The organism is Devosia sp. (assembly GCF_048261455.1).
In the GTDB taxonomy this organism is placed as follows: domain Bacteria; phylum Pseudomonadota; class Alphaproteobacteria; order Rhizobiales; family Devosiaceae; genus Devosia_A.
The window spans coordinates 1-20808 of record NZ_JBLXGA010000031.1 but is presented as its reverse complement, the minus strand read 5'-3'; the positions used below and the strand labels follow the sequence as shown (position 1 = coordinate 20808).

General features: G+C 63.8%; 18 protein-coding genes and 1 other RNA gene. 16 read left to right on the top strand and 3 right to left on the bottom strand.

Going from position 1 to position 20808, the window contains the following annotated elements:
* The first annotated feature begins 69 nt into the window (after positions 1-69).
* The 7 genes from rnpB (at position 70) to mraY (ending at position 7673) form a co-directional block, all read left to right on the top strand.
* Positions 70-456: RNase P RNA component class A (gene rnpB / locus ACN0TK_RS18085), an RNA gene on the top strand.
* Between the two features lie 134 nt (positions 457-590).
* Positions 591-1577 (top strand): 16S rRNA (cytosine(1402)-N(4))-methyltransferase RsmH, encoded by a 987-nt coding sequence (rsmH, locus tag ACN0TK_RS18080; protein ID WP_417310942.1) that lies wholly within the window; start codon positions 591-593, stop codon positions 1575-1577.
* The gene (gene ftsL / locus ACN0TK_RS18075) at positions 1574-1945 is read left to right on the top strand and encodes a cell division protein FtsL (RefSeq protein WP_417310941.1); all 372 of its coding nucleotides are present in this window, start codon (positions 1574-1576) and stop codon (positions 1943-1945) included. Before rsmH ends, ftsL begins: the two co-directional genes overlap by 4 nt.
* Complete coding sequence (locus ACN0TK_RS18070) at positions 1946-3670, top strand: peptidoglycan D,D-transpeptidase FtsI family protein (protein WP_417310940.1); 1725 nt, start codon at positions 1946-1948, stop codon at positions 3668-3670. It abuts the gene before it with no gap.
* A gap of 24 nt (positions 3671-3694) precedes the next feature.
* Positions 3695-5137 (top strand): UDP-N-acetylmuramoyl-L-alanyl-D-glutamate--2,6-diaminopimelate ligase, encoded by a 1443-nt coding sequence (locus ACN0TK_RS18065; protein ID WP_417310939.1) that lies wholly within the window; start codon positions 3695-3697, stop codon positions 5135-5137.
* Positions 5138-5143: 6 nt separating this feature from the next.
* Positions 5144-6568, top strand: coding sequence for a UDP-N-acetylmuramoyl-tripeptide--D-alanyl-D-alanine ligase (locus ACN0TK_RS18060; protein WP_417310938.1), 1425 nt, complete (start codon positions 5144-5146; stop codon positions 6566-6568).
* Positions 6569-6587: 19 nt separating this feature from the next.
* Positions 6588-7673 carry a phospho-N-acetylmuramoyl-pentapeptide-transferase gene (mraY, locus tag ACN0TK_RS18055; RefSeq protein WP_417310936.1) on the top strand — a complete coding sequence of 362 codons (1086 nt, stop codon included), beginning with the start codon at positions 6588-6590 and terminating at the stop codon, positions 7671-7673.
* 22 nt (positions 7674-7695) lie between these two features.
* On the opposite strand, the gene ACN0TK_RS18050 is transcribed toward mraY, so the two are convergent.
* The gene (locus tag ACN0TK_RS18050; RefSeq protein ID WP_417310935.1) at positions 7696-8415 is read right to left on the bottom strand and encodes an anti-sigma factor domain-containing protein; all 720 of its coding nucleotides are present in this window, start codon (positions 8413-8415) and stop codon (positions 7696-7698) included.
* On the bottom strand, positions 8412-8954 hold the full coding sequence (locus tag ACN0TK_RS18045; RefSeq protein ID WP_417310934.1) for a sigma-70 family RNA polymerase sigma factor: 543 nt from the start codon (positions 8952-8954) through the stop codon (positions 8412-8414). Before ACN0TK_RS18045 ends, ACN0TK_RS18050 begins: the two co-directional genes overlap by 4 nt.
* A 165-nt stretch (positions 8955-9119) precedes the next feature.
* Here ACN0TK_RS18045 and ACN0TK_RS18040 point away from each other — a divergent pair, with 165 nt between their 5' ends.
* The 8 genes from ACN0TK_RS18040 to ftsA all read left to right on the top strand — a co-directional run bounded on the left by ACN0TK_RS18040 (position 9120) and on the right by ftsA (position 18090).
* The gene (locus ACN0TK_RS18040) at positions 9120-9911 is read left to right on the top strand and encodes a DUF4394 domain-containing protein (protein WP_417310933.1); all 792 of its coding nucleotides are present in this window, start codon (positions 9120-9122) and stop codon (positions 9909-9911) included.
* A gap of 157 nt (positions 9912-10068) precedes the next feature.
* Positions 10069-11229 (top strand): FtsW/RodA/SpoVE family cell cycle protein, encoded by a 1161-nt coding sequence (locus ACN0TK_RS18035; RefSeq protein WP_417310932.1) that lies wholly within the window; start codon positions 10069-10071, stop codon positions 11227-11229.
* Between the two features lie 25 nt (positions 11230-11254).
* Positions 11255-12358, top strand: coding sequence for an undecaprenyldiphospho-muramoylpentapeptide beta-N-acetylglucosaminyltransferase (murG, locus tag ACN0TK_RS18030; protein WP_417310931.1), 1104 nt, complete (start codon positions 11255-11257; stop codon positions 12356-12358).
* Positions 12355-13779: a UDP-N-acetylmuramate--L-alanine ligase gene (murC, locus tag ACN0TK_RS18025; protein ID WP_417310930.1), complete on the top strand. Its 1425-nt coding sequence runs from the start codon at positions 12355-12357 to the stop codon at positions 13777-13779. The genes murG and murC overlap by 4 nt, the downstream gene beginning before the upstream one ends.
* On the top strand, positions 13776-14753 hold the full coding sequence (murB, locus tag ACN0TK_RS18020) for a UDP-N-acetylmuramate dehydrogenase (RefSeq protein ID WP_417310929.1): 978 nt from the start codon (positions 13776-13778) through the stop codon (positions 14751-14753). The genes murC and murB overlap by 4 nt, the downstream gene beginning before the upstream one ends.
* 157 nt (positions 14754-14910) lie before the next feature.
* Complete coding sequence (locus tag ACN0TK_RS18015) at positions 14911-15831, top strand: D-alanine--D-alanine ligase (protein WP_417310928.1); 921 nt, start codon at positions 14911-14913, stop codon at positions 15829-15831.
* Positions 15819-16730 (top strand): cell division protein FtsQ/DivIB, encoded by a 912-nt coding sequence (locus ACN0TK_RS18010; protein ID WP_417310927.1) that lies wholly within the window; start codon positions 15819-15821, stop codon positions 16728-16730. Before ACN0TK_RS18015 ends, ACN0TK_RS18010 begins: the two co-directional genes overlap by 13 nt.
* A gap of 37 nt (positions 16731-16767) precedes the next feature.
* Positions 16768-18090 carry a cell division protein FtsA gene (ftsA, locus tag ACN0TK_RS18005; protein WP_417310926.1) on the top strand — a complete coding sequence of 441 codons (1323 nt, stop codon included), beginning with the start codon at positions 16768-16770 and terminating at the stop codon, positions 18088-18090.
* A gap of 3 nt (positions 18091-18093) precedes the next feature.
* Here ftsA and ACN0TK_RS18000 read toward each other — a convergent pair whose 3' ends face one another.
* On the bottom strand, positions 18094-19353 hold the full coding sequence (locus ACN0TK_RS18000) for a DUF763 domain-containing protein (RefSeq protein ID WP_417310925.1): 1260 nt from the start codon (positions 19351-19353) through the stop codon (positions 18094-18096).
* A gap of 393 nt (positions 19354-19746) precedes the next feature.
* On the opposite strand from ACN0TK_RS18000, the gene ftsZ reads away from it, so the two are divergent.
* The coding region (ftsZ, locus tag ACN0TK_RS17995; RefSeq protein ID WP_417310924.1) for a cell division protein FtsZ at positions 19747-20808 on the top strand (1062 nt) is incomplete at its 3' end.

The window sequence follows — 20808 nt, the reverse complement described above, 5'->3', positions numbered from 1 at the left end:
TCTTCTTGGCCGAAGCGGCTCGCGGTCCGCGCTTGACGGGCTGAGTGCAAGCCAACTAGATGCCGCTCGCCAGTTGGCCGGGCGACCGCTTCGCGCATGCGGAGAGGAAAGTCCGGGCTCCATCGAAATACGGTGACGGCTAACGGCCGCCGGGGGCGACCCCAGGGAAAGTGCCACAGAAAGCAAACCGCCTCGCATGCGAGGTAAGGATGAAAGGGTGCGGTAAGAGCGCACCGCGGGCCCGGCAACGGGAACGGCATGGTAAACCCCACCGGGAGCAAGACCAAATAGGGACGACGGGGCAGGGCGTTCGCGCTCCGCCAGCCGATTTCGAGGCCGGTCGTCCGGGTTGGTTGCATGAAGTCGCCGGTAACGGCGCCTCAAGATGAATGGTCGCCGCGTCCGCACCCTCGGGTGCGGGCCCTACAGAACCCGGCTTACAGGCCAACTGGCATCAATTTTTACCCCTGCGCTGGTGGCAGCGCGGGGGCCTTGCTCAACAGAATGTTAAGCCTGCTCGCGCAAACTGCGCCGGACCCCTGACGGGGAACCAGTGTGCGTACCGGCATGGCCGGAATGGGGTAAGGCGAATGAGTGACGAGAAGGCCAGCGCGGAGCAGGTGCCGCACGTGCCGGTACTGCTCGACGAGGTGCTGGATGCGCTCGCGCCGCTCGAGTCTGCCCGAATTCTCGATGGTACGTTTGGTGCCGGCGGCTATTCGCGCGCGCTGCTTGAGGCTGGCGCGGAGGTGATCGCAATCGATCGCGATCCGTCGGTCGCCCCTTTCGTCGCGGCGCTCAAGGCCGATTTCCCTGACCGCTTCACCTTCGTTTCCGGCACATTCGCCAATCTCGATGAGCTGTCGGATGGTCCGGTCGACGGGATCGTGCTCGATATCGGCGTCAGCTCCATGCAGCTCGACCAGGCGGAGCGCGGATTCTCCTTCATGCGCGACGGGCCACTCGACATGCGCATGTCGTCCGAAGGGCCGAGCGCCGCCGATCTGGTCAATACCCTGGACGAGGCGGAACTGGCCGACCTGCTTTTCGCGTTTGGCGAGGAAAAGAAATCGCGCCGCATCGCGCATGGCATCGTCACGGCACGGTCCACGCAGCCCATCGGCACAACGCTGGAGCTGGCGCGGCTGATCGAAAAGACCATTGGCCGCAAGCCCGGCGACAATCATCCCGCGACGCGGAGCTTTCAGGCGCTGCGGATTGCGGTGAATGCCGAATTCGATGAGCTGGTCGAGGCGCTGTTCGCCTCCGAGCGCCTGTTGAGCGAAGGGGGGCGGCTCGCCGTGGTCACCTTCCATTCGCTGGAAGATCGCATCGTCAAACGTTTCCTCGCGCCTGAGAAATCTGCACCGCAGCAGTCGCGGCACCTGCCGAGCGCCGAGCAAATCGTCTCGCCCTGGGCCAGCGTTGCCAAGTCGCGCAAGGCGGGGGCGAGTGAAACCAGCCGCAATGTCCGCGCCCGCTCGGCGACGCTGCGGGCGGCCTGCCGCGGGACGGCACCGGCGCGCGAGCTGTCATTTGCCGGACTCGGCGTTCCGCGATCGAGGGGACGGGCATGATCAAGACCATCAATGCCGTGATGCTGTGCACGAGCCTGTTCGGGCTCATCGGCGTTTACGCGCTGAAATACTCGGTGGCCGATCTCGCCAGCGAGAAGGTCGGCATCGAGCGCAAGATCGAAAAGCAGGAAGGGCGGCTGTCGCTGCTCAAGGCGGACTGGGCCTATCTGAACCAGCCTGCGCATGTGGCGCCGATCGTGGCGCGGCACCAGACGGCGCTGAACCTGCAGCCGATCATGCAGAGCCAGTTCGGCGACTTCAACCTGCCGATGCGCCCGCCGGCTCCCGACACGTCGGCGCTGGATGACCTGCTGCAGATGCTCGATGACGGTATCGACCCCATCGAACAGTTGATCGAGGCGAACTAGATGGCTGTCATTTCCGAAGGCACGGCGCCGATTGCTCTCGATGGTGCGCGCAAGTCGCGCGGCAATCTCACCCGCGCGCGCATCCGCTGGGTCATTCTGGTGCTCATCGTGGTGTTCGGCTGGATCGGCGCGCGGTTGATCGAGTTTGGCGCGACAGTGACCGAATCCAGCATCGAGGGCCAGGCGCGTGACATCATCACCGCCACGCGGCCGCCGATCCTCGACCGGAACGGGCTGGAAATGGCCGTCGATATCCGCGTGCCATCGCTGTTTGCGGAGCCGCGGGCGATCATCGATGTCGAAGAGGCCGTCACCAAGCTGAGGACCGTACTCCCAGATCTCGACGAGGACTGGCTGCGCAAGCGCCTGACCGGCGACAAGGGCTTTGTGTGGGTGAAGCGCGAGCTGACCCCGGCGATCGAAGAACGAATTTTCGAGCTCGGCATTCCGGGGCTGGATTTTGTCACCGAGAGCAAGCGCTTCTATCCTTCGGGCAAGGAGCTGTCGCATGTGCTCGGCGCAGTCAATATCGACAACCAGGGCACCGCCGGCATCGAAAAGCACATGGACGATGAGGCCGTGGCGCTGCTGCAGTCGCTCGGTCTGGCGCGCGGCAACGAGCTGGAGCCGGTGAGCCTGTCCATCGATCTGCGGGTGCAGCATGCGATGTACGATCAGCTCACCGATGCGATGACACGCTATCAGGCGATCGCTGCGGCGGGTGCGATGATGGACATCCGCACCGGCGAAATCCTCGCGCTGGCCTCGCTGCCCGACTATGACCCGAATGCGCCGTTGTCGATGACGGACCTGTACAACGGCAAGAAAGACCAGCGCTTCAACCGCATCACCACCGGTATTTACGAACTCGGTTCGACCTTCAAGACGGTCACCTTCGCTGGCGCGCTGGATGCGGGTGCGGTTCGCATGACCGACAGTTTCGATGCGCGGTTCGGTGTGCGCTTCGGGCGCTTCACCATCGGCGATTTCCACGGCAAGCACCGCGTGCTGAGCCTGCCGGAAGTTTACAAATACTCGTCCAACATCGGCACGATCAAAATCATGCAGGCAATGGGCAAGGACAATTTCCGCGCGTTCCTGAGCCGACTCGAGTTCGACCAGCGGGCGCCGTTCGAGCTGCCCGAGAGCCGCAACCCGCGCGTCCCGGACAAGCTGTCGGAAGTCGTCGCGGCCACGGCCAGCTTCGGGCATGGTCTCGCCATCTCGCCGCTGCACATGCTGCGCGCCGTCGGCGGCTTCGTGAACAATGGCAAGATGCTCGTGCCGACGCTCTATCGCCGTAGCGAGGCCGAGGCCAATGCCACGGCCAAGCAGGTGATCTCGCCGGAGGTCAGCCGCGACATCCGCTATCTGATGCGCCTAAATGCGCTTGAAGGTTCGGGATCGCGAATGAACAGGGAAGCCGACGGCTATCGCGCCGGCGGCAAGACCGGCACGGCGGAAAAGGTGGTCGATGGTCGCTACTCCTCCGAAAAGACCCTGGCGGTGTTCGCCTCGGCCTTCCCGCTGGACAATCCACGCTACGCAATGATCATTCTGGTCGACGAACCACAGAACGAAAACGCGCAGTCGGGCCATACCGCTGGCTGGAATGCGGGTGAAGTGACGGGCCGGATCGTCCAGCGGGTGGCACCCATGCTCGGTATCAGTCCAGATTTCAGCCCAATGATCGACGCGGACCTGGTCCCGGTCGAACTCCGCTAGCCTCAGCGCGAAAGGGGAGCCAGCGTGACATTTCCGCTGCATGTACTTTTAGAAGACTACCCCGCCGATTTCATTCCGGCGGTGGAGGTAACGGGCGTCAGCGCTGACAGCCGCGCGGTTGCGGCCGGAGAGGCGTTTTTCGCGGTGCCTGGTACCCGCGTACATGGCAATCAGTTTGCGGCCCAGGCGGCCGAACGGGGGGCAGTCGTAATGCTGACAGATCGCACGCCTGAAGCCGATCCGGGTATTCCCGTGGTCGTGGTGGATGATGTACGGGCCGCTTACGCGGTGGCAGCCGCAAAACAGTTTGCCCCGCAGCCAGAGGTTTCGATCGCTGTTACCGGCACCAATGGCAAATCCTCGGTCGTGTCCTTCGTACGCCAGATCTGGCAGGCCTGCGACATCGCCGGCGCTAGCATGGGTACCGTGGGGATCGAAACCGCAGAGGGCGTGACGCCGCGCGAGCTGACGACGTCCGACGCGCTGGCACTGCATCGCGATCTTGCGGCGCTCAAGGCCGATGGCATCGATCATGTGGCGCTGGAAGCGTCGAGCCAGGGGCTGGATCAGCGCCGCGTCGACGGGCTTCGCTTTGCCGTGGCAGCTTTCACCAATCTCAGCCGCGATCATCTCGATTATCACGAGACGATGGAAGACTATCGTGAGGCCAAGCTGCGGCTGTTCAAGGTCCTGTTGGATGACGGGGGTGCAGCAGTCATCAATTGCGACGACCCCGAGCATCTGCCGTTCCTGTTTGCGGCGCTCGACCGCGGCGCGACGCTGCTGACAGTGGGCGAGGAGGGGGCGTTCTACGAGGTCTCCGAGGTCCGCAACGAGGGCTACGGCCAGCGGGTAACCGGGCGCATGGTCGGCGAGCCGGCGGACTTCTTCCTGCCGTTGACCGGAGCCTTCCAGGTCTCCAATGCCGTCGTCGCGCTGGCGCTCGCGGTTCAGTCGGGAGCGCCGCCACAGCAGGCGCTGGCGGCGCTATCGGGCCTCAAGGGCGCCCGCGGGCGGCTAGAGAAGGTGGCCGAACACAACGGCGCGGCGATTTTCGTCGATTATTCGCACAAGCCGGTGGCGCTCGAAACGGCGCTTGAGGCGCTGCGCCCCTATGCAACGAACGAACTCAGCCTGGTCTTCGGCTGCGGCGGCGACAGGGATACCGGCAAGCGCCCGATCATGGGGGAGATCGCCGAACGCCTTGCGGACGCCGTGATCGTGACCGACGACAATCCGCGGACCGAAGATGCGGCGGCGATCCGCGCTGAGGTGCTGGCGGGCGTGCCCTCGGCGCGCGAGATCGGCGATCGGCGTCAGGCGATCGAAGCGGCCATTGGAGAACTTGAACCTGGTGACGTGCTGCTGATTGCGGGCAAGGGCCATGAGGACTATCAGATCATCGGCACAACGAAGCACCATTTCTCCGACCACGAAGTCGTGCTGGAGACGCTCAAGGGAATGTAAGCGCTGATGAGACCGCTGTGGACCGTCGCCGAAGTCGTCAAAGCCACCGGCGGTCGGCCTGAGGGCATATCGGATGGCCCACTCGGCAGTGTGTCGATCGACTCTCGTGAGATCGCGCCCGAAGCGCTGTTCGTGGCGATCAAGGGCGACACCCATGACGGGCATCAGTTCGTCGGCAAGGCGCTGGAGGCCGGGGCCTCCGCGGCGCTGGTGTCCGAGGCCTGGTTCGCGGCGAACGGTGGTGAGCAGTTGATCGTCGTCCCCGACCCGATGGTGGCGCTCGAACATCTTGCCGTTGCCGCCAGGCTGCGCAACCGCGGCCAGATCATTGCGGTGACCGGCAGCGCCGGAAAGACAACGACCAAGGAAGCGTTGCGCACGGTGCTGGAAGCGGCCGGCCCGACCCACGCCTCGATCAAGAGTTTCAACAACCACTGGGGCGTGCCGCTGATGCTTGCGCGCCTGCCACGCGACGCCCAGTTCGGTGTGTTCGAAATCGGCATGAACCACGCCGGCGAGATCACTCCACTGGTGAAGCTGGTGCGCCCGCATATTGCGGTCATCACCACGGTCGCGGCGGCGCATCTCGAATTCTTCGACTCTGTCGCGGGGATCGCCGCCGCCAAGGCCGAGATATTCCTCGGGATCGAGCCTGGCGGTACGGCGGTGCTCAATGGCGACCATGACTGGCTGCATATCCTGTTCGCCCATGCCCGCGCCGCCAAGGTGGGGCGCATCGTCACCTATGGCTATGACGGCGATGCTGACTGGCAGATCACCAAAAACACGCCCTCCGCCAGCGGCACCCAGGTCGAGGTGCGCCATGAGGGCCGGACGCTGAAGCTGTCGCTGGGCGTGAAAGGCGATCACATGGTGGCCAATGCGGTTGCGGCGCTGGCCGTGGCGCAATTGTCGGGCGAGGGGACCGAACTGCCGATCAAGGCGCTCCGTGGCTTCGGCGCGCCGGAGGGCCGGGGCTTGACGTTGCGCCTCGGGCCGGAAAAGGCACCGCTCTTGCTGGTCGACGAGAGCTATAATGCCAACGTCGCGTCGATGACGGCAGCGATGGACCTTTACGCGACCGTGACACCGCCATCGGGCGCCAAGGTGCTGGTGCTTGGCGATATGCTGGAACTGGGCCCGCAGGGACCGACCCTGCATGCCGGCCTGGCGGGGGCCGTCCGCCGCACCGGAGCGTCGCGGATTTATCTCGTCGGCAATGCCATGAAGGCATTGGCGGACGTCCTGCTGGCGGAGGCCGAAGCGGACCGAGATGCGCCGCGTGTGATCCATGCCGCACTTGCCGAGGAGATCGCCGAGCCGCTGCTGGCGGACCTTGCCTATGGCGATGCAGTTATGGTCAAAGGGTCGAAAGGCGTTCGGCTCGCATCCTTGGTGGGGCAAATCCGCGAGCGCTTCGAGAGCGCCTGAGTTGAGTGGGACGCGTTAGATGCTGTATTTCCTCGGGCAGTTGGGCGAGAGCATCGCCGCATTCAACGTGTTCCGCTACATCACGTTTCGGACCGCCGGCGCGGTGGTCACGGCGCTGTTTTTCGTCTTCATGTTCGGCCCCGCGATCATTTCCGGGCTCCGGATCCGACAGGGTCATGGTCAGCCGATCCGCGAAGATGGTCCGGCAGGACATTTGCTGACCAAGAAGGGCACGCCCACCATGGGCGGGCTGATGATCCTCGCCGGCGCAGTCAGTTCGACTCTGCTGTGGGCCGACCTGTCCAACGGCTACGTATGGGTGGTGCTGTTCGTCACCATTTCTTTTGGTGGCATCGGATTTTACGACGATTACCTCAAGGTCAAGCGCGCCTCGCACAGCGGGTTTTCAGGGCGTCAGCGGCTGCTGCTGGAGGCCTTTATCGGGCTCATTGCCTGTTATTGCATCTCGGTGCTGACCGACCCCTCGATTTCCAACTCCCTGCTGTTTCCCTTCGTCAAAGGGCTGGCGCTCAACCTCGGCTGGTTCTTCGTGCTGTTCGGCGCCTTTGTGGTCGTCGCGGCCGGCAATTCGGTGAACCTGACCGACGGACTTGATGGCCTGGCGATCGTCCCGGTGATGGTTGCCGCGGGTTCGTTCGGGCTCATCGCCTATCTGGTGGGAACGCCGAACTTCGCCGACTATCTGCTGATCAATCCCGTGCCGGGCACGGCCGAGCTGTCGGTGATCTGCGGCGCGCTGATCGGGGCGGGGCTGGGCTTCCTGTGGTTCAATGCGCCGCCGGCGCAGATCTTCATGGGCGATACCGGCTCGCTGGCACTGGGCGGTGCACTGGGCACCATTGCCGTCGCGATCAAGCACGAGATCGTTCTTGCCATCATTGGCGGGCTGTTCGTGCTCGAAGCGGTTTCGGTGATCGTGCAGGTCGTATCGTTCAAGCTCACCGGCAAGCGTGTGTTCAAGATGGCGCCGATCCATCATCACTTCGAGATGATGGGCTGGACGGAAAGCCAAGTGGTGATCCGGTTCTGGATTATATCGCTGGTACTGGCGCTGGTCGGGTTGAGCTCGCTCAAGCTGCGCTGAGGACGGCCTTCGCGAAATCTGCCTAAACTGGCGACTTGGCAAAACCCTTTACGAGGATCGGGCCCGTCGGCTTTCCGGTCGGCGACCCGCCGGGCGGTTCGAGGGTGATCTCGTAGAGCTGCCCGACCTCCGGTCGCGGCAGGTCAGGGCCCGAAATGCGCATCGTTCCAGTGTCATCAAGCGTGCCGAGCGACACCGGACCTGTCTGTTGGTCGGGCAGGGTCCAGAGCTGATAGACGCCATTCTGCGGCGGTACGAAAGTGTCGAGTGGCACCAGCCGCACGGTGTCGTCCGCAAAGGCTTCGATGATGGCGCCAGGCTGCGCATCGCTTTCGTTGAGCAGCACCGCGATCACCAGTGGTTGCGGCTGGGTGTCGACAAGATTGCCTGCCGCAAAGCCCAAGCCCAGCGCGACGACCACGCTTGCGGCCATCGCGGTCCGGCGTAGCCAGGCATTGTCGTTGTCCGCTGGCGGCGGCTGTGATGACGCTGAAGGAAATGCCGGCGTTGAGGAATCCGCCGGGGCGCTGTCGAGTTGCGCATCGATCTTCGCCCAGAGCGCCGGATCGACGGGCGCGGCGCCTGCCGTGTCATCGAGGGCGTGCATTTGCCGTTCGAGCCGTGCCACGGCTGCCGCGAGGTCCGGTTCGGCTGCGAGGCGAGCCTCGAAGGCCTGTCGGTCGTGCCCGTCCAGCAAGCCGAGCACATATTCGCCGCAGCGTTCGAGATCGTCGTGGGTCATTTCAGGCACTCCTGCAGGGCGCTGACGCCGCGTCGGACCCAGGCTTTCACGGTGCCGAGGGGCACCTGCATCGTCGCTGCAGCTTCGCCGTGGTTGAGCCCGGTGACGTAGCAGAGCAGAATGGCCTCGCGCTTTGACGCGTCGAGTGCGCTGAGGCAATGACGTAACGCATCGCGCGCGGACAGGGCTTCGAAAGCTGCATGAGCGTCGCTTTGCCGATCGCCGAGATCAGCCAGCGTTTCGCCATCCTCGTAATCCATGCGCGCGCCGTCCCGCAAAAGATTGAGCGCCCGGTTGCGCACCATGACCGTCATCCAGCCCCGCGCCGAGCCTTTGTCCGGGCTGAAGGTCGAGGCACTTCGCCAGACGGTCAGGAAAACCTCCTGGACAACCTCTTCAGCGAGCTCCCGCCGCCGCAGGAGACGATTGGCGATCGCCAGCAGGCGGCCGGATTCGGTCTCGAACAGCCTTCCCAACGCGGTGCGGTCACCACGCGCTACGGCAAAAATCATGTCTTCAGGTGATTGCGGCGTGCTCATGCACCAACTCTTGTCGGGAAATCCTCTGCATGTCGATTACCCGCGACGCCACAGGTCTGGATGCGCGCCAAAGAAAAATTTTGATGTGCTGCATCCAGACGCTTCCGCTCGCGGGTAACCCCTCTGTCAACGCGCCGCTGTGGCGCCGCAACAAGGAGACGTCAAATGTCTGCCATTTCCCGAACTGTCCTTCGTGCCGCACTGGTTGTTGCAACCCCCGGTCTGGCAATCTCTGCCGTCCAGGCAGCACCTGCCATCGGCCTCGTCGGCGGCAGCACGCTGGTGATGTTCGATACCGAGAGCCGCACTGTGTCCGAAACCGTCGAGGTCACCGGCGTCGACAGCCTGGCCGGTATCGACGTTCGTCCGTCCAATGAGATGCTGTATGGCGTGACGCTTGATGGCCGTGTCGTCACAATCGATGCTGCCACCGGCGCCGCCACGGTCCAGACCGAGCTGAGCGAGAAGCTCGCCAGCTACGAGGGCGCCATCGTCGATTTCAACCCGGTCGCCGACAAGCTGCGCCTGATGGGAACCGATGGTACCAATCATCGGGTCAATGTCGATGATGGCACGGTCACCGTCGACGGTTCGCTGGCCTATGAAAGTGCCGACATGCATGCCGGCGAGGCGCCGGCAATCGCTGCTGCGGCCTACACCAATTCCATCGGCACGCCCGAGAAAACGGCGATGTACGATATCGACACAACCATCGTTGCGCTGATCCAGCAGATCTCGCCAAATGACGGCACGCTGGCTGCGATCGGCAAGCTCGGGGTCGACGGCGGGTCCAGCTATGCCTTCGATATCCTGGCTGCCGACGACATGAGCAATACGGCCTTCCTCGTCGTCGACAATGTGCTGCACACGGTGAGCCTCGAGACCGGCGCCGCAGAGGCCTGGGGCCCCATCGAGGGCGTTGACGGCATGATCACCGATATTGCGGTCATGCGGTAAGCCAATCGCTACCAACGGGGGCGGGGACTTCGGTTCCTGCGCCCATTGGCCTATTCGTCGCAAAATGCCACAGCCGTTGCGATCTTGGTAACCATCGCGGCGCTAGTCTCCCGGCTTGAGTAGTGTGGGAGGCCGTCGGGCATGGACGGCGCTGAGTATGTTCGCACGCGAGCGTAAGACCCCCATCGCCGAATGGTGGTGGACGATAGACAAATCGCTTCTGATGGCGCTGATTCTGCTGCTGATGGTGGGCGTGCTGCTGAGCTTTGCGGCCAGTCCGCCGGTGGCCGAGCGGCTCGGGCTCAACGAGTGGCACTTCATCATCCGTCAGGCGATGTTCGCCTCACTGGCTCTGCCGGTGCTGATCGCAACCTCCTTCCTGCCGCATCGTCCCGCGCGATTTGCGGCGCTGGCGGTCCTGGTCGGCAGCGTCGTGTTGCTTTGGGCGACGTTGCGCTTCGGCACCGAGGTAAAGGGCGCGCGGCGCTGGATTTCATTTCTCGGGCAGACGGTACAGCCATCCGAATTCGTGAAGCCGGCCTATGCGGTGATCGGGGCGTGGCTGTTCGCCGAGTCGATGAAGCTCAAGAATGTGCCCGGCCGGTTGATGGCGACCGGCATCATGTTCCTGATCGTCGGCGCGCTGCTGCTGCAGCCCGATATCGGGCAGACGGCGCTGGTGCTCGCCACCTGGGGCGCGCTGCTGTTCCTCTCCGGCATTTCCTGGATCGTGATTGCCGGTCTCGGGGTGGGCGCGATCGGGCTGATGTTCGGCGCCTACATGTTCTTTCCGCATTTCGCCAAGCGTATCGACGGCTTCATCAATTCCGAGGACGGCAATACCTATCAGGTGGAAAAGGCGCTGGCCTCGCTGCGTGAAGGCGGCTGGTTCGGGCGTGGTCCGGGAGAGTCGCTGGCCAAGAAGGTCATCCCCGATGCGCATGCCGACTATGTGTTCTCTGCCGCCGCAGGCGAGTTCGGTATCCTGTTCTGCCTCTGCCTCGTGGCGCTGATCGGCTATATCGTCGTGCGGGCACTGATCGGTGCGCAGCAGCAATCGAGTCTGTTTGCGCGGCTGGCCGCTTCGACGCTGGCCATCCAGTTCGGCATGCAGTGTGCCATCAACCTAGCGGTGAACCTCAACCTCATTCCACCCAAGGGCATGACGCTGCCGTTCGTTTCCTATGGCGGCACGTCGATGCTCGCGGTGGCCTTCGGCATGGGCCTGATGCTGGCGCTGACGCGCAAGAAGCCCGAAGAGCGGATCGCGACCGGGCTTCCCGCCTACCGCACACCGATGCTATCCCCCGCGGAATGACCCGAATCACGCAAAGGCGCACATCATGAGCACCATCGTGCTCATGGCTGGTGGAACCGGCGGGCACCTGTTTCCAGCCATGGCGCTGGCACAGGAGCTGCGCCGACGCGGCCATGACATCCAGCTGATGACCGACCACCGCGTGGCCAGCTATGGCGACGGGTTTCCGGCGTCGGCCACCCATGTGGTCCCCTCGGCGACGCCGTCGGTGCGCAACCCGATCAAGTTCGTCACCGCAGGCATGCGTTTAAGCGGCGGTATTGCCGTGGCATGGGGCATGCTGCGGCGGATCCGCCCCGCCGTTGTCGTCGGATTTGGTGGCTATCCGGTGTTCCCGCCCTTTGTTGCGGCGAGCGTGCTCGGCATTCCCGGCATCCTGCACGAACAGAACGCGGTGATGGGGCGGGCCAACCGCGCGCTGGCGCGGATGGCCAAGCTGATCGCGCTGAGTTTTGAGCCGACAGCCAAGACCGAGGATTTCGCCGAAAAGTGCGTGCTGGTCGGCAATCCGGTGCGTGACCGGGTGCGCGAGGTCTCCGATACAGCCTACCCGCCGCTCGACCCTGCGACTGGCACGATCAATCTGCTGGTTTTTGGCGGCAGCCAGGGCGCGCGGGTTTTCGGCGAACTTGTGCCATCGGCGGTTTCCGACATTCCCGCCACGCTGAGGGCGCGGCTGCGGATCACCCAGCAATGCCGGCCGGAGGATCTCGACCGTGTTGCCGAGGTCTATCGCAAGGCCAAGGTGAACGTCGAACTGGCATCATTCTTCGACGACCTGCCCAAACGCATGGCGGAAGCACATCTCGTTATCTCGCGATCCGGTGCGTCCACGGTCGCCGAACTCGCCGCGCTCGGCCGCCCCGCCATTCTCGTGCCTTTGCCGGGCGCGCTCGACGCCGACCAGAAGAACAATGCGCTGGTGCTGCAGCGGGCAGGGGGTGGCTGGATCGCCGATCAGGCCACGCTTACGCCCCAATCGCTTGGCACTCGCTTGACCTCACTTTTCGGTGACCCCGAGGGCCTTGCGGCGGCTGCCGCCGCGGCACGCTCGCAGGGTCAGCCGGACGCCGTCTCCAAGCTCGCCGATCACGTCGAGCGGCTCGCCCAGAAGGAAATATCTGCATGAAGATGCCGCGCAATATCGGTCCGGTGCATTTCGTCGGTATCGGCGGCATCGGCATGAGTGGTATCGCCGAAATCCTGCACGATCAGGGTTACAAGGTGCGCGGGTCCGACAGCGCCGAAAACCCCAATGTGCAGAGGCTGATCAAGATGGGGATCGAGGTCGCCATCGGTCAACATGCCGACAATCTGCGCGATGCAGCCGTTGTGGTGATCTCGTCGGCGATCAAGAAAAACAACCCGGAGCTCGCCGCGGCGCGGGCCCGTGGTCTGCCGATCGTGCGCCGGGCCGAGATGCTGGCCGAGATCATGCGTTTCAAGAACGCCATCGCGATCGGTGGCACGCATGGCAAGACGACGACGACGACGCTTGTGGCGACGCTGCTCGATGCGGCCAGCATGGACCCCACCGTCATCAATGGCGGCATCATCAATGCCTATGGCACCAATGCGCGGCTGGGCGACGGCGATTGGATGGTGGTCGAGGCCGACGAGTCCGACGGGACATTCGTCAAGCTGCCGGCCGACGTGGCGGTGGTTACCAATGTCGATCCCGAGCATCTCGACCATTATCACGACTTCGAGCACGTCAAGCAGGCCTTCCTGACCTTTGTCGAGAACGTGCCGTTCTACGGTTTTGCGGTGATGTGCCTCGATCATCCCGAAGTGCAGTCACTGGTCGGCCAGATCCGCGATCGCCGGGTCATCACCTATGGCCGCAACCCGCAGGCCGATGTGCGGCTGGTCGATCTCGAGATTACCGACGGCATCAGCCGCTTCGCCGTCGAGATCCGCGACCGCATCCGCATGACGCATCTCAGGATAGAGGGCCTCGAAATGCCGATGCCCGGGGAACACAATGTGCTCAATGCCACCGCGGCGATTGCCGTTGCCGACCAGCTCAAGGTGCCGGCCGAGGCGATCCGCAAGGGGCTGAAGAACTTTACCGGGGTGCGCCGCCGCTTCACGCGGACCGGCCGGGTCAGTGGCATCACCGTGATCGACGACTATGGTCATCATCCGGTGGAAATTACCGCTGCGCTGCGGGCCGCACGCCAGTCGACGCGGCGCGATGTCATCGCCGTGGTACAGCCGCACCGCTACAGCCGGGTGCAGGACCTGTTCAATGATTTCGCCACCTGCTTCAACGACGCCGATACGGTGATCGTTGCGCCGATCTATGCCGCAGGCGAGCAGCCGATCGAGGGCGTGACGCATGAGGAACTGGTTGCGCGTATCCGGGCGCGCGGGCATCGCGATGCACGGGTTATCGATCGGCCAGAAGCTCTGGCGCCGCTGATCGCCAGCCGCGCTGCCGACGGCGATTATGTCGTGTGCCTGGGCGCCGGCAATATCACCCAGTGGGCGGCGACATTGCCGACCGAACTCGGCGTGCTCCTCGGTCAGGAACCGGAGGCGGCGTGATGTGGCCCGATCTGCTGCCGGGGTTCGAGCCCTGGATTTCCGAAGTGCGCGGCCGTCTGATCCCCAATCAGATGCTGAGCGAGATCACCTGGTTCCGCGTCGGCGGGCCTGCACAGCTTTTCTTTCAGCCGGCAGATGAAGCCGATCTGAGCTATTTCCTGGCGCATCTACCCGAGGATATCCGCGTCACGGTGATCGGTCTCGGCTCGAACCTGCTGATCCGCGATGGCGGACTGGATGGCGTGGTGATACGGCTCTCCGCCAGGGGCTTCGGCAAGATCGAAGTGCTGGATGACCATCGCATTCGCGTCGGCACGGCACTGCCGGACGTCAAGGTCGCGACGGCGGCGGCGGAAGCCGGTATCGACGGGTTGACCTTTTACCGCGGTATTCCCGGCGGTATCGGCGGCGCGCTCTATATGAATGCCGGATGTTACGGCACCGAAACGCGCGACCGGATGGTCGAGCTCACCGCTGTGCTGCGGTCTGGCGAGGTCCAGACACTGACCAACGCGGATATGGCCTACCGCTATCGCAAGTCGAACGGCCCGCGCGGCGCGGTGTTCACCTCGGCCGTTTATCAGGGCACGCCCGGCGATCGCGACGACATCCTCTCCCGCATGCGGGAGATCACCGAAAAGCGCGAAAGTTCGCAGCCGACCAAATCCAAGACCGGCGGGTCGACCTTCAAGAATCCTGAAGGGCACTCGAGCTGGAAGCTCGTCGATGCCGCCGGGGGCAGGGGCCTCAAGTTCGGCGACGCGCAGATGAGCGAATTGCACGCGAATTTCCTGCTCAACCTGGGCGAGGCCACAGCCTTCGAGGTCGAAACACTCGGTGAGATGGTGCGCCAGAAGGTGCGCGACAGCCAGGGTATAGAGCTCAACTGGGAAATCCGCCGCATGGGCCATTTCGCTCCCGGCAAGGAAGTCCGCGAATTCATGGACCGCGCGCCCTTCACCGGAGCGGTGTGATGTGCTTTCGCCGCGGCATCGCCGTCCCGAATGCGACGGCGCCGTGTAGCGGTTTCGACACAATCTCCACCTCGCCACCATCCGATCGACTGCCCGTCGAAGGGCGCGGTCCGGACGGCGTCGGTTGCCCCCTCGAACTGATCGGCAGGACCAACTCATGACCAAACATGTCGCGCTGCTTCAGGGTGGGCTTTCGAACGAGCGTTCAGTGTCGCTGGCTTCGGGCAAGGCCTGCGGTGTGGCGCTGCGCAATGCGGGCTATCGGGTCACCGAAGTCGATGTCGGCTTCGATGTCGCCGAACGCCTACGCGAGATCGCGCCCGATGTGGTGTTCAATGCACTGCACGGGCCCTACGGCGAGGACGGCACGATACAGGGCGTCCTCGAGTTCCTGCGCATTCCGTACACGCATTCGGGTGTCCTCGCCTCGTCGTTGGCGATGAACAAGCACCAGGCCAAGATCATGTTCCGGGCAGCGGGTATCCCCGTCACCGATCATACCGTCGTCGACCGTGCGGAAGTGGCGCGGGCTCACGTGATGGAGCCGCCCTATGTGATCAAGCCGGTGTCGGACGGATCGAGCGTCGGCGTGTTTATCGTCAAGGCCGACCAGAGCCATCCGCCGCAGGAAATCCTGCGCGAGGACTGGAACGCCGGCGAAGAGGTGATGGTGGAGCGGTTCATCGGCGGTCGCGACCTTACCTGCTCGGTGATGGGCGACGTCGCACTGGGTGTCACCGAGATGATTACCGACCTCGGGTTCTACAATTTTGAAGCAAAATACGCCAAAGGCGGCTCAAGCCACATCATTCCGGCACAACTTGAACCGAAAATTTACGACAAAGTGCAGAATATGGCTCTCAAGGCTCATGCTGCGCTCGGATGCCGAGGCGTGACGCGGACAGATTTCCGCTTCAACGATCAGGCCGGGAAAGACGGGGAACTCGTCTGTCTCGAACTCAACACCCAGCCAGGCATGACCGAAACGTCGCTGGTTCCCGAACAGGCCCAACATGCTGGCCATTCGTTCGAGGATCTGGTCGCCTGGATGGTGGAGGATGCGAGTTGCAACAGGTAGGGGAAAAGCAGTTTTTCGCCAATGCCCAGCTTGTCCATCCCCGCAATCTGCCGGCGCCACTGGCCCGGCGCAGCCGCAATGCGCTGGTCGCCGCCAACCATGTTTGGGTGCTGCATCGCCAGCTGATCATCCGGATTTTGCTGGTCGTTGCGGCGCTCGCAACACTGGTCGGGCTTTATCAGACACGCGACGTGCTTGCTTCGGCGGGCGCGACAGCCATCAAGATGGTGCAGGGCGAGTTCGCCCAGGCCGGCTTCGGCGTCACCGGCATCGAAATCACCGGACAGCGGCTTACTAATGACGCCGACATCATTTCTCTGCTGACCGTCGGAGCAGGGGATTCGACCCTTACCTTCGATGCACAGCAGGCGCAGGCGCGGCTGACCTGGCTCGCTGCCGTCAAATCGGCCACCGTGCGTAAAATCTATCCCAACAGAATCGTCGTGGAGATTGTCGAAAAGACGCCGCTGCTGCGCTGGCGTATTGGCGACACGACCTGGCTGGTCGACGAGAAGGGTACGCGCATCGGCACCGATATCGCGGCTTTCACCGAGCTGCCGCTGGTCATCGGCGAGGGCGCCAATGACGATGCAGTGGCCATGGTTCGCATCCTTGAACGGCATCCGATGCTGCAGGAAGGGCTGGCGGCCCTCAGCCGTATCGGTGATCGGCGCTGGGATCTGCTGTATCGAAACGGGTTGCGCGTGCAACTGCCCGAGCACGGCGTGGCGCAGGCGCTGGACCGGCTCGAAATGTATCAGGGTGACTACGCGCTGCTTGATCGTGACGTCACCGAGATCGACCTGCGGGTCGACGGTCTGGTGACCCTCAAGCCGGGTGAAACCGCAGCCGAAGCCATCGAAGCGGCCCGCAAGGCCAAATCCAAGTCCCGCTCCTGAGTTCAACTTTCCTTTTCGAGTACGAGTGAATCGCCCGATGAGCAGCATGATGACCGACGCCATGACCGCGCGTCTCAAGCCTTTGCAGCCCGGCCGCACCAGCCTCGTGTCGGTGCTCGATATCGGTTCGACCAAGATCTGCTGCGTCATCGCGCGGCTGACGCCACGACCCGAAGGCAAGGCGTTGAAGGGCCGTACCCATGTCGCCGAGGTGATCGGCTTCGGTTATGGCGCGTCGGCCGGCGTCAAGAGCGGCGTGATCTCCGATATCGACAAGGCCGAACAGGCAGTGCGCACCGTGGTTGGCATGGCGGAGCGCGCGGCGGGCGTGACCGTGCAGTCGGTGGTGGTCAATGTCACGGCCGGGCGGTTGGGCTCCGAGACCTTCTCGGCAACCGTCAATCTGGGGGGGCAGGAGGTCGAGCGCTCCGATATCCAGCGCGTGCTGCGCTCGGTCAACGAACGCTCGGTACGTCCGGAACGCTCGATCATTCACGCGCTGCCGATCGGCTATGCTCTCGACGGCCAGAAGGGCATTCGCGATCCGCGTGGCATGGTCGGCGAGAAGCTGTCGGTGGACGTGTCGGTGGTTTCGGCGGAAACGCTGGCCATGCGCAATATCGAACTGGTGCTCAACCGTTGCCATCTGCAGATCGAAGGTCTGACTGCCACGCCATATGCTTCGGGTCTCGCGACGCTGGTAGACGATGAATCGCAGCTCGGCGTTGCCTGCATCGATTTCGGCGGCGCAACGACGACCGTGTCGGTCTTCGCCGAGGGACAGCTGGTCTATACCGATGCGATCGCCATTGGCGGCCATCACCTGACGCTGGACATCGCCCGTCAGCTGTCGGTCGGCATTGCCGACGCCGAACGCATCAAGACGATGTATGGCTCGGTGCTGCCCGGGCAGATGGATGAGCGCGACATGATCCCGATCACGCCGGTCGGCGCCAGCGCCCACGAGGCGCCGGGGCAGATCCCGCGCTCGCACATCACCCGCATCATCCGGCCGCGGATCGAGGAAGTGCTCGAAGCGATCAAGGACCGCATGCAGGCGACGGGCATGATGGATGTGTGCGGTCGGCGCTTCGTGCTGACCGGCGGGGGCAGCGAACTCACCGGTCTGCCGGAAGTGGCGCGCCGCGTGCTCGCCCGCAATGTGCGCAATGGTCGGCCGATGGGGATTTCGGGTTTGCCCGAGATGGCCAAGGGCCCGGGTTTCGCGACAGTCGCCGGCATGCTGATCTACCCGCAGATCTGCGGCCAGGAATATGTCGAGCCGCGCGCCACGGTGAAGCTGACCGGCACCGACGGCTATTTCGCCCGCGTCGGCAACTGGCTGAAGACGGCGTTCTGAGTCCTATCGCGCCGTCTTCTTCACGCGCGCAAAGGGTTCGGCGGCATCGTCGAAAACGGTGCGGCCGCCATATTCGGGTGAGCGGCGCCACTCCTCCGCGACATAGTCCTGAAAGCCTGGGCCCTTGGCGGTCTTTTCCAGCTGACGCGACTGGGTGTCCAGCCGCCGGATTGCTTCCATCTGCTCGGTCTGCCCGAGGCGCGCCTTGACCACCGCATATCTGAGGACGTTGATCGTCTCGTCATAGACCTTGAGCGGGACAGGGAAGGGCGCTCCGTCCTTGCCGCCATGCGCCATGGCGAAGCGGGCTGGATCGGCAAAGCGATTTGGCGCGCCGTGAATCACTTCGGCCACCTGGGCGATCGACTGGACGGTGCGCGCCCCGATGCCCGGGACCAGCAGAAGTTCAGTGAAGTCCTTGGGCGCCTGGGTTTCGGCGGCGGCGAGCGCGCCATGCAGACGCCGCATCATCACATCCTTTTCGCGGATATCGTGATGCGCTGGCATCACCAGATGGGGCAGGGTCATCTGCGCCGGTTCCGGCAGGTCCTTTTTCGGCATGAGGTCGATCAGCTGGTCGACGATGCCGTCGGGGCCGAGTTCGGCAAGCAGGTCGACCTGGGCGCTGCGGGCGCGGCCTGCCCGGTGATCGGCAAGGTTGACGATTTCTCCGGCGTTCTCCCCCTCGATCGCGGCGTGCGGGGCGTCGACGAAGTCGCTCAACCCGTCGGACTTCCAATGATAGCGGCGCGCCGTGCTGGTGGCGTCGCGCATCCCCTGCTGGATCACCACCCAACTGCCGTCTGCGGCAACGATGAAGCCGTGCAGGTAGAGATTGAAGCCGTCCTGCACGGCGGCGCTGTCGACCTTGGCGACCAGCCGGCTGGCGCGGGCCAGCGCGTCCCCGTCAAAGCCGACGCGATCGCCGATGCTGACCAGTTCGTCGGGCGTCTTGCGCGAGTGCCGGCCGCGCCCGCCGCAGACATAAAGGCCCAGTTCGCGCTCCAGCGGCTGCAGGCCGCGCTTCAACGCCCCGATGACGCTGGTGGTGATGCCCGATGAGTGCCAGTCCATCCCCATGACGGCACCGAAACTCTGAAACCAGAAGGGGTGCGATAGACGACTCAACAGCTCGTCGCGGCCGTATTGCTCGATGATCGCCTGGCAGATGACGCCGCCGAGCTTGGCCATGCGATCGGCAAGCCATGCGGGCACCCGTCCACCGTGCAGCGGCAGGTCGGCGCTGCCGGATCTATTGGCCATGTCCGCGAGTCTCCATCGAGCGATCTTGGAACATAGCAGGAACGCAGGTGCGGGTGAACGGTTCGTTTCGCAGATGCGGTCCCGTGAGCCCATGTGCTATAAAGGGGTTAAAGCCGACTGTGCCATTCTGGTCACTACAGCGACCCGGTCTCTACCACCCCATTTTCGCGTCGCTTTTCGGGTTTGGCGCCGGTGCCGACGGCGCAAACCTCCAGGAATTCCGGGCTTTAGGCCACTCTGAGCAGGCGTCGGCAACAGGCTTAACGCTTGGTAAGCCTTGCCTGTGGATTTGTCGCAAAATGCAAACTGGTTAACCGGATTGGCCCGATTGTTAGGGTCCGGTTAACGAATTGGCGACTAAAAATAGCCTCACACGCCACAGACGGGGCCATCATGACCATCAATCTCACCATCCCGGATATTCAGGAACTGAAACCCCGCATCACCGTGTTCGGTGTTGGCGGCGCGGGCGGCAATGCCGTCAACAACATGATCGCGTCCGGCCTGAGCGGAGTAGATTTTGTCGTCGCCAACACCGACGCGCAGGCGCTGGCGCTTTCTAGCGCGCAGCGGATCGTGCAGCTCGGTGTCTCGGTGACAGAAGGCCTCGGTGCCGGCTCGCACCCTGAAGTCGGTCGTGCAGCAGCCGAAGAGAGCTACGACGAGCTCAATGATCATCTGAGCGGCGCGCATATGGTGTTCATTACCGCGGGTATGGGTGGTGGCACCGGTACGGGTGCGGCACCGGTCGTGGCCCGTGCGGCGCGCGAGCAGGGCATTCTCACCGTCGGCGTCGTGACCAAGCCGTTCAGCTTCGAAGGCAACCGCCGGGCGCGTCTGGCCGATGATGGCATCGATGAGCTGCATCGCCATGTCGATACGCTGATCGTCATCCCGAACCAGAACCTGTTCCGCGTCGCCAACGAGAAGACCACCTTCTCCGACGCGTTCAAGATGGCCGATCAGGTGCTCTATTCCGGTGTTGCCTGCATCACCGACCTGATGGTCAAGGAAGGCCTGATCAACCTCGACTTCGCTGACGTGCGTGCCGTGATGCGCGGCATGGGCAAGGCGATGATGGGGACGGGCGAAGCCTCCGGCGACGATCGGGCCCGGCATGCTGCCGAGGCGGCCATCGCCAATCCGCTGCTCGACGATGTGTCGATGCATGGCGCGCGCGGTCTGCTGATCTCGATCACCGGTGGTCCGGATCTGACGCTGTATGAAGTCGATGAGGCGGCAAGCCGCATTCGCGAGGAAATCGATTCGGATGCGAACATCATTCTGGGCGCGACCTTCGATCCCGACATGAATGGCACGATCCGCGTCTCGGTCGTCGCGACCGGCACCGACGCAACCATGGTGCAGGCCCTGGAGCCGATGAAGGCCAATCCGGCCCGCGCGCCGCTGCAGGCCAGCTCGCCGCGTCCGTCCATCGAGACGTCCGCAAAGCCC

Coding starts and splice junctions, on each gene's coding strand:
- rsmH (WP_417310942.1), top strand. CDS start 591: ATGAGTGACGAGAAGGCCAGCGCGGAGCAGGTGCCGCACGTGCCGGTA.
- ftsL (WP_417310941.1), top strand. CDS start 1,574: ATGATCAAGACCATCAATGCCGTGATGCTGTGCACGAGCCTGTTCGGG.
- ACN0TK_RS18070 (WP_417310940.1), top strand. CDS start 1,946: ATGGCTGTCATTTCCGAAGGCACGGCGCCGATTGCTCTCGATGGTGCG.
- ACN0TK_RS18060 (WP_417310938.1), top strand. CDS start 5,144: ATGAGACCGCTGTGGACCGTCGCCGAAGTCGTCAAAGCCACCGGCGGT.
- mraY (WP_417310936.1), top strand. CDS start 6,588: ATGCTGTATTTCCTCGGGCAGTTGGGCGAGAGCATCGCCGCATTCAAC.
- ACN0TK_RS18050 (WP_417310935.1), bottom strand. CDS start 8,415: ATGACCCACGACGATCTCGAACGCTGCGGCGAATATGTGCTCGGCTTG.
- ACN0TK_RS18045 (WP_417310934.1), bottom strand. CDS start 8,954: ATGAGCACGCCGCAATCACCTGAAGACATGATTTTTGCCGTAGCGCGT.
- ACN0TK_RS18040 (WP_417310933.1), top strand. CDS start 9,120: ATGTCTGCCATTTCCCGAACTGTCCTTCGTGCCGCACTGGTTGTTGCA.
- ACN0TK_RS18035 (WP_417310932.1), top strand. CDS start 10,069: ATGTTCGCACGCGAGCGTAAGACCCCCATCGCCGAATGGTGGTGGACG.
- murG (WP_417310931.1), top strand. CDS start 11,255: ATGAGCACCATCGTGCTCATGGCTGGTGGAACCGGCGGGCACCTGTTT.
- murC (WP_417310930.1), top strand. CDS start 12,355: ATGAAGATGCCGCGCAATATCGGTCCGGTGCATTTCGTCGGTATCGGC.
- ACN0TK_RS18015 (WP_417310928.1), top strand. CDS start 14,911: ATGACCAAACATGTCGCGCTGCTTCAGGGTGGGCTTTCGAACGAGCGT.
- ftsA (WP_417310926.1), top strand. CDS start 16,768: ATGAGCAGCATGATGACCGACGCCATGACCGCGCGTCTCAAGCCTTTG.
- ACN0TK_RS18000 (WP_417310925.1), bottom strand. CDS start 19,353: ATGGCCAATAGATCCGGCAGCGCCGACCTGCCGCTGCACGGTGGACGG.